Consider the following 14,827-nt stretch of genomic DNA (forward strand, 5'->3'; position numbering starts at 1 on the left):
TCACAGTCCCCGGCACCCGGGGCAAGGAAATAGGATCGCTCCCATGTTCAAGACCAATGTCGGCGGCATCGACCGCACCCTGCGCATCGTGGTCGGCCTCGCCCTGCTGGCCGGGTTCTTCCTCGACAGCACCGCCAGCTACCGCCTGCTTTACCTTATCGGCATCGTGCCGCTGGCGACCGGGCTGATGTCCACCTGCCCGCTCTATTCCATCCTCGGGATGAACACCTGCCCGAAACCCTGACGCCCGCTCTTGCCGCAGGGTCAGCGCCTCCGGCGGGGATATTTTCGCCAAGATGAAAGCCGCACCCTCACGGTTTCTTTTTGGTCCAAATACCCCCGCCGGAGGCTCCCACGGCTACACCACGCGCAGCCCCGTCAGGCAAATCCGCGACAGCGCCGCCGAGCGGGGGCTCGATGCCCCCCGAGGCGGCCCCTACTCCGCCGCCAGCCGCCGGGGTTTCAGCATGTCGGCCAAGTAGCGCCCGGTGTGGCTGCGCTCGACCTTCGCCACCTTTTCCGGCGTGCCCACGGCCACGATCTCGCCGCCGCCGTCGCCGCCTTCGGGGCCGATGTCGATGATCCAGTCGGCGGTCTTCACCACATCCAGATTGTGTTCGATCACCACCACCGTGTTGCCCTGCTCGACCAGTTCGTGCAGCACTTCCAGCAGTTTCTTCACATCCTCGAAATGCAGCCCGGTGGTCGGCTCGTCGAGGATGTAGAGCGTGCGTCCCGTGGCGCGCCGCGCCAGTTCCTTCGACAGTTTCACCCGCTGGGCCTCGCCGCCCGAAAGCGTCGTGGCCTGCTGGCCGACCTTGATGTAGCCAAGGCCCACCTGCACCAGCGCGTCCATCTTCTCGCGGATGCCGGGCACCGCCTGGAAGAAGCCCTGCGCCTCTTCAACCGTCATGTCCAGGACATCCGCGATGCTCTTGTTCTTGAACTTGACCTCCAGCGTCTCGCGGTTGTAGCGCGCGCCCTTGCAGGTTTCGCAGGTCACATAGACATCGGGCAGGAAGTGCATCTCGATTTTGATGACGCCGTCGCCCTGGCAGGCCTCGCAGCGCCCGCCCTTGACGTTGAAGCTGAACCGCCCCGGCGCATAGCCGCGCGCCTTCGATTCCGGCAGGCCCGCGAACCAGTCGCGGATCGGGGTGAAGGCGCCGGTATAGGTGGCGGGGTTCGATCGTGGCGTGCGGCCGATGGCGCGCTGGTCGATGTCGATCACCTTGTCGAGGTGTTCGAAGCCCTTGATCGTCTCGCAGGGCGCCGGGGTTTCGTGCGCGCCGTTCAGGCGGCTGGCGGCGGTCTTGTAGAGCGTCTCGATGGTCAGCGTCGACTTGCCGCCCCCCGACACGCCGGTGACGCAGACGAACATGCCCAGCGGAAACTCGGCAGTGACGTTCTGCAGGTTGTTGCCGGTGGCGCCCACCACCACCAGTTTCTTGCCGTTGCCCTTGCGGCGCACCCGCGGCACCGCGATCTCGCGCGCGCCCGAGAGGTATTGCCCGGTCAGGCTGGCCGGATCGGCGGCGACCTGCGACGGCGTGCCGTGGCTGACCACCTGCCCGCCATGCACCCCCGCCCCCGGCCCGATGTCGAACACGTAATCCGCCTCGCGGATCGCATCCTCGTCATGTTCCACTACCAGAACGGTGTTGCCCTGATCGCGCAGGTTCTTCAGCGTGGTCAGCAGCCGGTCGTTGTCGCGCTGGTGCAGGCCGATCGAGGGTTCATCGAGCACATAGAGCACGCCGGTCAGGCCCGAACCGATCTGGCTTGCCAGCCGGATGCGCTGGCTTTCGCCGCCCGACAGCGTGCCCGCATTGCGCGACAGTGTCAGGTAGTTGAGCCCGACGTTGACGAGGAAGCCCAGCCGCTCGCGGATCTCCTTCAGGATCGCCCGGGCGATCTCGTTCTTCTGGGGCCCAAGGCTTTCGGGCACCGTGCCGATCCAGACGAAGGCTTCGGCAATCGACATCCGCACCACTTGGCCGACGTGCAGACCGGCGATCTTGACCGCCAGCGCCTCGGGCTTCAGGCGGTAGCCGTGGCAGGTGCCGCAGGGGCGGTTGTTCTGGAACCGCTCCATCTCCTCGCGCGACCAGGCGGAATCCGTCTCGCGGTAGCGCCGCTCCATGTTCGGAATCACGCCCTCGAACACCCGCGTCACCTGATGGATGCGCCCGCCCTCGTCGAAGCGGAACAGGATTTCCTGGTCGCCCGAGCCGTGGAGGAACACCTGCTGCACGTCGAACGGCAGGTCTTTCCACTTGGTCTTCTTGTCAAAGGCGTAGTGCTTTGCGATGGCGTCGATGGTCTGGGTGAAATAGGGCGATTTCGATTTCGCCCAGGGCGCCAGCGCGCCCTGCAGCAGGGTCAGCCCCTGATCGGGCACCACGAGGCGTTCGTCGAAGAACAGCTCGACCCCCAGCCCGTCGCAGGCCGGACAGGCGCCGAACGGGGCGTTGAACGAGAACAGCCGGGGTTCGATTTCGGAAATGGTGAAGCCCGAGACCGGGCAGGCGAACTTTTCGGAATAGGTGTGGCGCACCGGGTCGCCCTCACCCTCGCCCGGCGCGGTTTCCAGAATCGCGATGCCGTCGGCCAGATCGAGCGCGGTGCGGAAGCTGTCGGCCAGCCGGGTCTGGATGCCCTCGCGCACCACGATGCGGTCGACCACCACGTCGATGTCGTGCCGGAACTTCTTGTCGAGCACCGGCGGGTCGTCAAGGTCGTGAAACGCGCCGTTGACCTTGACGCGCTGGAAGCCCTGCTTGCGCAGGTCGAGGAATTCCTTGCGGTATTCGCCCTTGCGGTCGCGGATGATCGGGGCCAGCAGGTAGGCCCGCGTGCCTTCAGGCATCGCCATCACGCCATCGACCATGTCCTGCACCTGCTGGGCGGTGATCGGCAGGCCGGTGGTCGGGCTGAACGGCGTGCCGACGCGGGCGAAGAGCAGCCGCAGGTAGTCGTAGATCTCGGTCACCGTGCCGACGGTGGAGCGCGGGTTCTTCGAGGTGGTCTTCTGTTCGATGGAAATCGCGGGCGAGAGGCCCGAGATGTGGTCGACATCGGGCTTGCCCATCATGTCGAGGAACTGGCGGGCATAGGCCGACAGGCTTTCGACGTAGCGTCTTTGCCCCTCGGCATAGATGGTGTCGAACGCCAGCGAGGACTTGCCCGACCCCGACAGCCCGGTGATCACCACCAGCCGGTCGCGCGGAATGTCGACGTCTATGTTCTTGAGGTTGTGTTCGCGCGCGCCGCGCACCTCGATGAACTTCTGCTCGGCCATGGCCCGCCCCTTGATCGTGATTCAGAAGACATAGGCGAGGCCCGCTGAGTCTCCAACCGAAAAACGTGAACAATAAATGAACATTACCGCCGATGGGCAAAAATAGGCGGAAGGGGGCTTGGGGGGCTGTGGCGCGGCGTCTACACATTCTATTTTTTGAATGTCAAAGGAGCCGGATGGCTTGAAGGATGCGGCCGGGCGGGCCACATGCCGTGGGCACGAAGTTGCACAGGAGTGTGGTGATGCTGTCCTTTCTTCGCCCCGGCGGTCGGCCGGACCGGCTGACGATTCCCGAGGCGGTGAAGCGGGTGGCCGATGGCAGCCTGACGCTGGTCGACGTGCGCGACATTTCGGAACTGAAGGCCGGCGGCAAGGCCAAGGGGGCGCTGCATGTGCCGCTGATGCTGCTGGCGGCCAGGGCCGACCCGCGACACCCCGAACATCTGTCGGCGCTGTCGCCTGCGGGGGCTGTGGCGGTCTACTGCGCCTCGGGCGCGCGGAGCGGCATGGCGGTGCGGCTGCTGGAAAAGCTGGGATATGCCGAGGTGCACAATCTGGGCGGGCTGGCGGACTGGCGCAACGGTGGCGGCGCGGTGGTGAAGGCCTAGCGTCGGCGGGCGCGAATTGCCGCTCAGGCGCGGCGGGCAGGACTTGCCGCTCAGGCGCGGCGGGCAGGACTTGCCGCCCGGGCGCGGCGGGCGCGAATTGCCGCTCAGGCGCGGCGGGCGGCTTGCCAAAGGTGCAGGGAGATGCCCAGCAGCGACAGCGCGATGGTGAACAGCGCGACGCCGGCGATGCCCCAATGCACGACCACCGTGGCCAGCAGGGGCGTGCCGCTGGTGGTGCCGACATTGCCAAGCTGCGCCACCGCACCCGCCGCCCGGGCGCGGTCCTCTCGGCCGGGGTTCAGTTGCGGGATGGCGGCGAAGGACGCGCCCTGCACCAGCCCCAGCGCGCCCGCCAGCGCCAGCGCGGCGGCGACCATCGCCGGCCCCTGCCCCCAGGCCAGCCACAGCGCCAGCGCCGCAAGCGCCGATGCGGCAAAGCCCCAGATCACCACCGTCACCGCCCCTGCCCGGCCCAGCAGCCAGACCCCCAGCGTCAGCGATGCGGCAATCGCCGTCAGCGGCATCGCCGCCGCGACCAGCGCCTGATGCGGCGCGCCGACCAGCGGCGGCAGCAGGGTCAGCAGGGCGACAAAGATCAGCGTGTAGCAGACAAACCCCATCGCCGGGGCGGCGATGCGGGGCGAGGCGTAGATCTGGCCGTGCTGGCGGATCAGGTCGGCCAGCGACGGGCGGGGGACCGGCATCGGGCGGTCGTCGGGCAGCAAGAGCCACAGGGCTCCGGCGAAACCCGCCATGCAGGCGGCATGGGCGAGGAACAGCGCGCCCGCGCCCTGCGCCTCGGCCAGTGGGCGGCCCAGCCACGCGGTCAGCGCGAAGGACACGGCGAAGAAGGTCGACCACAGCGTCATCGCCAGACCCTGATGGCGCGGCGGGGTCAGTTGCGCGATCAGCACCGGGGCGGCGACCACGATGGCGAGATGCGAGGCACCCTCCAGCAGCCGCAGCGCCAGCATCAGCGGCAGCGGCGGCAGCGCGGCCTGCACCGCCGACAACAGCGCACCCCCGGCCAGCGCCAGCACCAGCACCCGCCGATACCCCGGCCGGGCCACCAGCAGGCCCGCCGTGGTGCCGAACACCAGCCCGACAAAGCCCACCGCCGAGACCAGCAGCCCCTGCGCCGTCACCCCGGCATCGGCGTAAAGCAGCGCGATCCGGTCGAAGATCACCCCGACCTTGGCGAATTGCGCGGCAGACCCGAGCCCCGCGCCCCACAGCGCCAGCACCAGCAGCACGGTGCGCGCGGGCGAAGGGGATGGCGGGGACGGGGCCGGGGTCACGCCTTGCGGGCCAGCGCCCAGGCCCCGATGGGGAAAGCCTCGTCGTTGGTCAGGTCGTCGGTTTCGGGCAGGTGTTCGGGCGGCCACGGGCGTTCGAGGTTGCGCAGGGCGGCGGCGCGGTTGCCCCATTGCGCGGCGCGGATGCCGTCTTCGGGAAAGCCCGCCTCGATCAAGAGGTTGGTCAGCCCGCGCGCCGACCAGCGCGAACAGTCGTGCGGGGCGGCGTGGAACGGCAGGAAGAACGGCGTCGCCACCCAGAAATGCCCGCCCGGACGCAGCATTGCCAGCACGTTGCGGGTGGCGGCATAGGGCCGGTCAAGATGTTCCCAGACCTGATTGGCCAGAATGATGTCGAAGGTCCGGGGCGCCCCTGCGGCGTCGCGGAACACGTCCTTGCAGGGGTCGTGCTTCGGGAAATAGAACGCCTCGTAGCTGCGAAAACCGATCCCCTGCCCCCAGCGGCCGGAAATCTCGGCGGCGTCGAGCGTTTCCGGGGCCAGTTCCTTCAGCCAGCGGCGGCTGGTTTTCTGCATCACGATCCGGTTGAGACTGGCCATGCGCCCTCTTAGAAATGCAGCGCGCGCCCGTAGGCATCCAGCACCGATTCATGCATCATTTCCGAAAGCGTCGGGTGCGGGAAGACGGTTTCCATCAGCTCGGCCTCGGTGGTTTCCAGCGTGCGGCCGATCACATAGCCCTGGATCAGCTCGGTCACCTCGGCTCCGATCATGTGGGCGCCGAGCAATTCGCCGGTGCCCGCGTCGAACACGGTCTTGATGAAGCCTTCGGTTTCCCCCAGCGCGATTGCCTTGCCGTTGCCGATGAAGGGGAAGCGGCCGACGCGGACCTTGTGCCCGGCCTCGATCGCCTTCGCCTCGGTGAGGCCGACGCTGGCGACCTGCGGATGGCAGTAGGTGCAGCCCGCGATGGAACCCGGCTTGATCGGGTGCGGATGGCCGCCCGCGATCAGTTCGGCCACCATGACGCCCTCGTGGCTGGCCTTGTGCGCCAGCCACGGCCCGCCCGCGAGGTCGCCGATGGCATAGAGCCCCTCAACCCCGGTGCGGCAGTATTGGTCGGTGACGACGTGGGTGCGGTCGATCTTGACGCCAAGGGCTTCGAGCCCGAGGTTTTCGACGTTGCCGACGATGCCGACGGCGGAAATCACGGTGTCGAAGTCCATCGTCTGGGTCTTGCCGCCGGTCTCGATATGGGCGGTCACGCGGCCCGGCGCGCGGTCGAGCTTCTTCACCGCCGCCTGTTCCATGATCTTCATGCCCTGCTTCACGAAGGATTTCTTCGCAAAGGCGCTGACCTCGGCATCCTCGACCGGCAGCACGCGGTCCATCACCTCGACTACGGTGGTGTCGGCGCCCAGCGTGTTGAAGAAGCTGGCAAATTCGATGCCGATGGCACCCGAGCCGATCACCAGCAGCTTTTTCGGCATCCGTTTGGGCTGCAGGGCGTGGCGGTATGTCCAGACCAGATCGCCGTCGGCCTCCAGCCCCGGGAGTTCGCGGGCCCGCGCGCCGGTGGCGAGAACGATGTTCTTCGCGGTCAGGTCTTCGCGGCCCTTGGCGGTGGTGACGGTGACGCGGCCCTTTTCGGGCACGGTGGCCTCGCCCATCACCACGGCGATCCTGTTCTTCTTCATCAGGTGGCCGATGCCGCCCGAAAGCTGCCTGGCCACCCCGCGCGAGCGGGCGACGACTGCATCAAGATCGAACGACAAGCCGTTGGCAGACAATCCGAATTCCTTGGCGCGGTGCATCAGGTGGAACACCTCGGCCGAGCGCAGCAGCGCCTTGGTCGGGATGCAGCCCCAGTTCAGGCAGATGCCGCCGAGGTTTTCACGCTCAACGATGACGACCGAAAGGCCAAGCTGGGCCGCCCGGATCGCGGCGACATAGCCTCCGGGGCCTGCGCCGATCACGATCAGGTCAAAGCTTCTGGCGGCCATCATTTCCTCCCTGGAAAAAGTAGTTTGCCATTAAACCATTCCGCAGGCCCGCGCAACGCGGGCTGCGCCGCGGGGTCATGCAGCAGGCGCATGGCTCAGCCCTGCAAGGCGCGGACCACGGACGCATAGCCGCCCTGATCCAGAAAGGCGGTCTCCTCCGGGGTCGATGGGCGCCCCAATGCGGCGTTGCGGAACGGGAAGCGGCCGAAGCGGGCGATGATCCGGGCATGGGCGCGGGCGTGGAGCAGGTTTTCGGCGCCGGTCTCGGGCATCCGAGTGGAGAACAGATCGACCGAAAGCGCCTGATCGGCCGGGTCTTCGGAGTGTTCGAACGGCAGGTAGAAGAACTGGCGTTCGGGTTCGGGTGCGGCCATGTCCCAGCCCGCATCGAGCGCGTGGCGCGCGGCGGCGCGGGCGCGGGTGTCGGTGGCGAAGGCCTGCCCCGTGTCGCGGAACATGTTGCGCGGCAGCTGGTCGGTCAGGATCAGGTAGGCGAGGCTGCCGACCGCGCCATCGACCCAATGCTCCAGCCCGCCTTCGGCCGCGGCGTTCCACAATTCCTCGAACCGGTCGCGGCACAGCATGTCCATCGCCTCGCCCCCGGCATACCAGCCCCTGGGGCCGACTTCCTCCAGCCAGAACTCGAGCACGGAAACAGGGTCGTCGGCCATAGGGGACTCCAAGGGTCAGGGGGCGCGGGGTCAAGCCTGACAGGGTTTGGCCCGTGCGGCAATCCTTAGCGCGGATGGGTGGGGGCCGGGGTGTCCTGCCCCTTTTCCTCCATCATCGCGCCCACCGCCAGCGACGAGGCGGCGGGCGACAGACCGGCAAAGGCGCCGGTATCGGCGGACGCGGGGGCAGAACGGCGGGTCATGCGCCAAAGGGCATAGACGCCGAGCAGCGCAAACAGGATGCCGATGAACAGGAAAAACCCGCCCGGCCCCACCTGCCCCATGATCCAGCCGGTGACAAGCGGCCCGGCAATCGCCCCCAGCCCGTTCATGAACAGAAGGCCGGCCGAGGCGGCGGCCATTTCCTGACGGCCGAGGAAGTCGTTGGTATAGGCGATCAGCAGCGAGTAAAGCGGGTTGGTCACGCCGCCCAGCAGCACCGAGGCCACCAGCAGCCCCCAGAACGGCGGCGCCAGCGCCACGGTGCCCAGCATCGCCGCAGCCCCCACGACCGACAGACCGCAGATCAGCGTGCGGCGGTCCATCCGGTCGGACATCCAGCCGATCGGGTATTGCAGCACCAGCCCGCCGCCATACATCGCGCCGATGAAGATCGAGATGTCGCGCACGCTCAGCCCTTCCAGCGTGCCCCAGACCGAGGCCATGCCGAACATCGCGGAAAAGATGCCCCCCGTTAGGAACATCCCCACCACGCCCAGCGGCGAGATGCGGTAGAGCGCGCGGAACGACAGCGGGCGGGTGTCCTCGAACAGCGGGGCCTGCTGGGTGACGGTCAGCAGGATCGGGGTGAAGGCCAGCGACACCAGCACCGAGGAGATGACGAACAGCACGAAGCCCGACGGTTCGGCCACGTTCAGGAGCGCCTGGCTGGTGATGATGCCGATCATCTGCACGATCATGTAAAGCGACAGCGCCTGGCCGCGGGTTTCGTTGGTGGCGGTGTTGTTCAGCCAGCTTTCGGCGGTGACATAGACGCCGGCAAAGCAGAAACCGATCAGGATCCGCATCACCGCCCAGGCCGTCCAGTCGGGCAGCACCGGGTAGAGCACCAGCACCGCCGAGATCAGCGAACCGAGGGCTGCGAACACCCGTACATGGCCGACCCGGGAAATCATGCCGGGGGCCATGCGCGTGCCGAACAGGAAGCCGAGGAAATAGGCCGACATCACCACCGACATCTGGAAGGTGGTGAAGCCCTCGATCGCGCCGCGGATGCCCAGAAGCGAGCCCTGCACGCCGTTGCCGACCATCAGCAGCATCACCCCCAGCAGCAAGGGCCAGGTGGTGGCCAGAACCTTCAGCATCGCGGGACTCCTGTATCGTGGGGCAGAATATCATGGGCCGCGCCGGGGGGCGCGCGCGATTGGCGACGTGTCGGCGCCGGTCAGCGATCGGGAATCAGGAGCGAGGCATCGCCGTAGGAGAAGAAGCGGTAACCCTGCGCCACGGCGTGGGCATAGATCGCCAGCACCCGTTCAGTGCCCATCAGCGCCGAAACCAGCATCAGCAGCGTCGATTTCGGCAGATGGAAATTGGTCATCAGCGCGTCGGTCACCCGGAAGCGGTAACCTGGATAGATGAAGATGTCGGTGCTGCCCTGCCAGGGGTGCAGGGTGCCATCGGGGGTGGCGGCCGATTCGATCAGCCGCAGCGCGGTGGTGCCGACCGGGATGATGCGCCCGCCCGCCGCGCGGGTCGCGTTGATCTCGGCTGCGGCCTGCGGCGTGACCTCGCCCCATTCGGAGTGCATCCGGTGGGTGGTGACATCTTCGACCTTGACCGGCAGGAAGGTGCCAGCGCCGACATGGAGCGTGACCTCGGTGAAGGCCACGCCGCGCGCGGCAAGGTCGGCCAGCAGCGCGGCATCGAAGTGCAGCGAGGCGGTGGGGGCGGCAACCGCGCCGGAATGGCGGGCGAACACGGTCTGGTAGTCGGTGTCGTCCTGCGCGTCGGGCGCGCGTTTGGCGGCGATGTAGGGCGGCAGCGGCATCCGTCCGGCTTCGGCCAGTGCGGCGTCGAAGGCGTCGCCCGACAGGTTGAAGGCCAGATGCAGGTCATCGTCGCCCCTGGCTGTGACGGTGGCGGTCAGGGCATCGGAAAACCGGATCACCTCGCCCGCCTGCACCTTGCGCAAGGGCTTGGCCATGGCGCGCCAGTCGCCGCCCGCGCCCGGCTCCATCAGGGTGATCTCGATCCGCGCGGTGGCGGGGCCCTGTGCGGTCTGCCGGTCGCGCTGCCCTGTCAGGCGGGCGGGGATGACGCGGGTGTTGTTCAGCACCAGCCGGTCACCGGCGCGCAAGAGGCCCGGCAGGTCGGCCACCGACAGGTCGCGGGTGGCCCCGGCTTCCGCCAGCAGCAGCCGGGCCGCGGTTCGCGGGATGGCGGGCCGGGTGGCGATCAGTGCCTCCGGCAAGGCAAAGTCGAAATCGTCGAGCGTCATCCCCCGGCCCCCGGCCCGCGCGTGCCCAGCACCGGGGCGGGGCTGCGAAAGATGTCGCGGAACATGCCCGGCGTCAGGATCGACAGCGGGTTGACCGAGACCTGCGGCGCCCCGGCGGTGCCCTGCAGGCTGTAGTTGAAGCCGAACAGCCCCTCGCCGCGCCGGGTGAACACCGCGCCGAGGCCGTTCAGCAGATAGATCGGTGACACGACACCCTGCATGTTCAAACGCTTGCTTCCGACCTGATAGACCCCGGCCATCGACACGCCCAGCGACGCGCCGATTGCGGCGCCCCTCGTGATCTCGATTGCGGCGGGCGTCAAGCGGAACTCGGCGTCGGCGTTGGAAAACAGCAGCCCTTCGCCGTTCAACTGTTCGAGAAGGCCCACCACCGAGACCGCCGACAGCAGTTCGGCCATCACCGGGGCGTTGCGCACCCTTACGTTGACCACATCGGCGCGGCCGTTGTAATGCCCGGCCTCGCCGGTGGGGGCCAGTTGCAGATCGAGGCTGCCGCCGCGGGCATTGGCAAAGATGCCCGCCGCCGCCAGCACCCCGCCCGCATCGTCGGATTTCAGCCGCACCGCCGTGCCGTTCTGCATCTGCACCACGGTGCCCGCCACCCGGGTCCTGTCGTTGACCTGCGCGGTGAAGCTGCCGTTGAAGCCGCCGCGCGGGGTGAAGCTGCCGCGAAACCCGGTGAGCGCAATGCCGTCCGACACGATCAGGCGGTCGAGCACCACGTTCAGCGGGCCGCCCTTGCCGCCGCCGCCGCCACGTCCGGCCTTGAAGCGGCGCAGGTCGATCTGGCCGCCGGTCAGTGCCACGTCGGCCGCCCGGCCCGCGCCGCGCCCGGTCAGGGTGGCGGTGGCATCCAGCCAGCCGCCGAGGCGCAGCCGCGACAGCCGTGCGAGGTCGAGCCCGCCGCCGGGGCGCAGGCTGATGGTGCCCGCCAGATCGAGCCCCGCGCCGGACAGGCTCAGCCGGTCGATGGCGGCGGGAGCGCCAGCGTCGCCTCAAGCTCCAGTCGGCCGGTCTGGGTGGGCGACTTGGACCAGCCGAGGTCGGGCAGGCGCAGCCCGATGCCCGCCAGATCGGAGGTCAGCAGCAGCTTGCCCTGCGTGCCGCGTTGCAGGTCGATGGCGATGGCGGCCGGACCTTCACCGCTGATCGTGCCATCGGGCAGGCCCAGCCCGAAATCGGCCGCAGCCGCCTGCGACAGCGTGACCGTGCCCGCGACCTGGGCGCGGCCCTGCGCTTCAGGGCCCAGCGACTGGTCATAGGTCACATCGAACGGCACCTTGCCAAGGCGGCCGGGGCCCGCGATGCGCAAGGCGGCGGGGTCGGCGGTCAGGGTCATCGCGGCGGCAGTCAGCACCCGGCCCGGCACCAGCGCATCCGAGGTCAGATCGTGCAGCGTGCCGGTGACGCGGAAATCGACGTCGGCGGACATCACCTTCTTGGCCAGCGGCAGGCGCAGCACGGTTTCCAGCACGGCGCGGCCCTGCCCCATCTCGACCGACCGCCCGGCCTTGGTCATGAAGCGGAACGGCGGCTCGTCCAGCAGCGACAGGGCGGCGGTCACGCTGCTGTCGGTCAGTAGCCGGATCACCGCCTGCGCGGGGAGCTGCGTGATGTCGGGCACCGAGAAGACCGAGCCCGCCACGTCGATCGGCCCGCCCAGCGGCGGGATCACCTGCCCCTGTTCCACCACCATGGTGTAGGCGTTGCCCTCGATGGTGGAATAGCCGCTGGCCTTCTGCACCGGCGGCAGGGTCTTCAGCACCCGGACATCGACCTCCTTGAACTCGTAGCCCAGCGACAGGCGCGGCTCGGCGCCCGGCGAAAGGCGGATCGCGGCCTGCACGTCGAACAGCTCGCCCTCGGTCAGGTTCTCGACCAGCCAGGCGCGGGTGCGCGGCACCAGCGCCATCGGCCACAGCGCCAGCAGCCGGTCATGGCGGATCGCGTCGAGCCCGAGATCGAGCGACAGCCGCCAGCCTTCGGGGTCGGCGCTGACGCGGCCCTTGCCGATCAGGTGCCGCCCGGCCTCGACCAGCGCCACCTGCCCGATGTCGAGGCTGAAGGGGTCGAGCTTCAGGCGCACATCGACCGCGCCCTCGGAAAAGCGCAGGGGTTCGACGAACAGCCCATCGGGGTCCACCATCACCTGCGTCAGGCGCATCTGGCCCAGCCAGGCATCGGGGTTGCCGCGCACCGCGTCGGGCAGGTAGGCGTGGCCGGTGGCGGCCAGCCGCAGCGACCGGCTCTGCACCGTGAGGTCGGACAGGATGATGCGCCCGGCCGCCGGGTCGAAGCCGAAGGTCATCCCGGCCTGCTCGAAGGCGATGGGGGCGGTTTCGGCGCGGGGGCGCAGCGCACCCGCCGCCACGGTCAGCGCCCCGTCGAAGCCGGTCAGCCGCCCGCCCGCGTCAAGCGTGGTCGAGAGCCGCCCCGAGATCGGCGCATCGAGCACGCCCAGCCATTCCAGCACCCCGGCCTGCGCCGCGATGTCGGCGGCGGCGACCCGGTCCACCGTCGCGGTGATCCGCGCCGCAGCACTGCCCTTCGCGGTGACGAAGGTCAGAAGCGCCTGCGCCGGGGCCTGCCCGCCGCCGACCAGCGACAGGCCCAGCTCGGCCGCAAGCTCGGTGTCGCGGTTCAGGATCGTCAGGCGGCCGTCGCCCACCTCCCACACGCGGCGGGCGCGCTGGTCTTCCAGCGTCAGGGTCAGCGCCTCGGCCTCGATCCGGCGCAGGTGCGAAAAGACCGGCAGCGCCACCACCTCTTCGGCGGCGTCGAGCACGGCGGCAAAGCTGTCGAGATGCGCGAAGCTGAGGTTGCCGCCCGAGCCCAGGTCGATACGGCCATCGGCATCGCGCCGCAGCTTCAGCCTTGCCCCGACCAGCGTCAGGCTGCGGGCGCGCACCTGGCCGGAAAGCAGCGCCCCGGCGTCGATGGCAACACGCACCTCGGGCAGGGTCAGCAGCGCCTCGGCGCCGGGTCGGGCAAGGCGCAGGTCTTCCAGCCGGAAGCGCGGCACCCAGTCGCGGCCGACCGTGACCTCGATCGCCCCCATCGACAGCGCGGCGCCCCCCATGCCGGGACCGAGCGCGCGGTTGACACGCGACTCGAGCTCGACCACCGTCCAGACCGGCAGGCGCAGCGGCTTGCCGGTCAGGCCCATGACGCCGAAGACCAGCGCGAAGGCCATGAACACCAGCGACAGCAGCAGCCACAGCCCCGAACGCCCGCGCCGGGGGGCGCGGCGCGGCTTTGCCTGAACGGGCACGGGCGGGGTTTCGGTCATCGGTGGTGTTTGCACCCTTTCTGGTCTCTGATGCGACGGGTTGCCTTTATCTTTGCCGGAAGACAACTAGTGTTCCCCACCTGACACAGGATTCCCATTGAGGGCCTGATGTGCCATATTCGGGGCATGAGACGCGATGACATTTGCCTTTACCTTGGCCCCGCCGACCGTGCTGAGCTTCAAGCTCTGATCACCAACCGCAACACTGCGCGCAAGCTCGTCTGGCGTTCCGAGATCGTGCTGGCGACAGCGGACGGTCACGGCACTTTTGAGATCATGCGGCGCGCACGCACTTCGAAGCCCACGGTCTGGCGCTGGCAGGCTCGGTATCTCGATGAGGGTGTGGACGGCCTCAAGCGCGACAAGACAAGGCCCTCGCGCGTGCCGCCATTGCCCATGGAAACAAGGCTGAAGGTGATCACCAAGACGGTGCAGGAGACGCCGCCCAACGCCACCCACTGGAGCCGCGCCCTGATGGCCGAAGCCATGGGGATTTCGCCGTCGAGTGTGGGTCGCATATGGGCCGAAGCTGGCTTGAAGCCGCATCTCACGAAGGGGTTCAAGGTCTCGAATGACCCGCTGTTCGAGGAAAAGGTCACGGATATCGTCGGTCTCTACCTTGATCCACCGGATCGGGCTGTGGTTCTGTGTGTTGATGAGAAGTCGCAGATCCAGGCGTTGGATCGGACGCAACCCGGTCTGCCGCTCAAGAAGGGGCGCGCAGCTACCATGACACACGATTATAAGCGGCACGGCACGACCACGCTGTTCGCCGCGCTGGATGTGAAATCCGGCAAGGTCATCGGCGATTGCATGCCCCGCCATCGCGCCAAGGAGTTCCTGAAATTTCTGCGGCAGATCGACAAGGCCGTGCCCGCGCGTCGTCACGTGCACCTGGTGCTCGACAACTACGCCACCCACAAGACGCCCGAGGTGAAAGCATGGCTGGACAAGCACCCGCGCTTCAAGCTGCACTTCACGCCCACCAGCGCCTCATGGCTGAACCTGGTCGAACGCTTCTTCGCCGAAATCACATCGAGGCGCATCCGACGTGGCAGCTATTCCAGCGTCGATGACCTGAAGACCGCGATCTACGACTATCTGGCGCAGCACAACGAGAAGCCGAAGCCCTTCAGGTGGACCAAAACCGCCGAGGACATCCTCACCCGAGAACGCCGCGCGCTCGACAAACTCGACGAAATTCGCGGAAACAGGTAG

12 protein-coding genes are annotated in these 14,827 nt (G+C 68.2%); 3 read left to right on the forward strand and 9 right to left on the reverse strand.

Annotation, left to right across the window (positions count from 1 at the left end; all coding sequences use genetic code 11):
* The first annotated feature begins 43 nt into the window (after window positions 1–43).
* Complete coding sequence (locus RNZ50_12735) at window positions 44–244, forward strand: DUF2892 domain-containing protein (protein ID MDT8855868.1); 201 nt, start codon at window positions 44–46, stop codon at window positions 242–244.
* A gap of 192 nt (window positions 245–436) precedes the next feature.
* Here RNZ50_12735 and uvrA read toward each other — a convergent pair whose 3' ends face one another.
* Window positions 437–3,301: an excinuclease ABC subunit UvrA gene (uvrA, locus tag RNZ50_12740; GenBank protein ID MDT8855869.1), complete on the reverse strand. Its 2,865-nt coding sequence runs from the start codon at window positions 3,299–3,301 to the stop codon at window positions 437–439.
* A 242-nt stretch (window positions 3,302–3,543) separates the two neighbouring features.
* On the opposite strand from uvrA, the gene RNZ50_12745 reads away from it, so the two are divergent.
* The gene (locus tag RNZ50_12745) at window positions 3,544–3,909 is read left to right on the forward strand and encodes a rhodanese-like domain-containing protein (GenBank protein ID MDT8855870.1); all 366 of its coding nucleotides are present in this window, start codon (window positions 3,544–3,546) and stop codon (window positions 3,907–3,909) included.
* Window positions 3,910–4,013: 104 nt separating this feature from the next.
* Here RNZ50_12745 and RNZ50_12750 read toward each other — a convergent pair whose 3' ends face one another.
* The 8 genes from RNZ50_12750 to RNZ50_12785 form a co-directional block, all read right to left on the reverse strand.
* Window positions 4,014–5,207: an MFS transporter gene (locus tag RNZ50_12750; protein MDT8855871.1), complete on the reverse strand. Its 1,194-nt coding sequence runs from the start codon at window positions 5,205–5,207 to the stop codon at window positions 4,014–4,016.
* Window positions 5,204–5,764 (reverse strand): methyltransferase domain-containing protein, encoded by a 561-nt coding sequence (locus tag RNZ50_12755; protein MDT8855872.1) that lies wholly within the window; start codon window positions 5,762–5,764, stop codon window positions 5,204–5,206. The genes RNZ50_12750 and RNZ50_12755 overlap by 4 nt, the downstream gene beginning before the upstream one ends.
* 8 nt (window positions 5,765–5,772) lie before the next feature.
* Window positions 5,773–7,167 carry a dihydrolipoyl dehydrogenase gene (lpdA, locus tag RNZ50_12760; GenBank protein MDT8855873.1) on the reverse strand — a complete coding sequence of 465 codons (1,395 nt, stop codon included), beginning with the start codon at window positions 7,165–7,167 and terminating at the stop codon, window positions 5,773–5,775.
* 95 nt (window positions 7,168–7,262) lie between these two features.
* Window positions 7,263–7,838: a DUF924 family protein gene (locus tag RNZ50_12765; GenBank protein MDT8855874.1), complete on the reverse strand. Its 576-nt coding sequence runs from the start codon at window positions 7,836–7,838 to the stop codon at window positions 7,263–7,265.
* Window positions 7,839–7,903: 65 nt separating this feature from the next.
* Complete coding sequence (locus tag RNZ50_12770) at window positions 7,904–9,163, reverse strand: MFS transporter (GenBank protein ID MDT8855875.1); 1,260 nt, start codon at window positions 9,161–9,163, stop codon at window positions 7,904–7,906.
* Window positions 9,164–9,243: 80 nt separating this feature from the next.
* On the reverse strand, window positions 9,244–10,299 hold the full coding sequence (gene queA, locus RNZ50_12775) for a tRNA preQ1(34) S-adenosylmethionine ribosyltransferase-isomerase QueA (GenBank protein MDT8855876.1): 1,056 nt from the start codon (window positions 10,297–10,299) through the stop codon (window positions 9,244–9,246).
* Complete coding sequence (locus tag RNZ50_12780) at window positions 10,296–11,126, reverse strand: hypothetical protein (protein ID MDT8855877.1); 831 nt, start codon at window positions 11,124–11,126, stop codon at window positions 10,296–10,298. Before RNZ50_12780 ends, queA begins: the two co-directional genes overlap by 4 nt.
* Before the next feature lie 152 nt (window positions 11,127–11,278).
* Complete coding sequence (locus tag RNZ50_12785) at window positions 11,279–13,609, reverse strand: hypothetical protein (GenBank protein ID MDT8855878.1); 2,331 nt, start codon at window positions 13,607–13,609, stop codon at window positions 11,279–11,281.
* A 126-nt stretch (window positions 13,610–13,735) separates the two neighbouring features.
* On the opposite strand from RNZ50_12785, the gene RNZ50_12790 reads away from it, so the two are divergent.
* The gene (locus tag RNZ50_12790; GenBank protein MDT8855879.1) at window positions 13,736–14,827 is read left to right on the forward strand and encodes an IS630 family transposase; all 1,092 of its coding nucleotides are present in this window, start codon (window positions 13,736–13,738) and stop codon (window positions 14,825–14,827) included.

Source organism: Paracoccaceae bacterium Fryx2 (genome assembly GCA_032334235.1).
In the GTDB taxonomy this organism is placed as follows: Bacteria; Pseudomonadota; Alphaproteobacteria; order Rhodobacterales; family Rhodobacteraceae; genus JAVSGI01.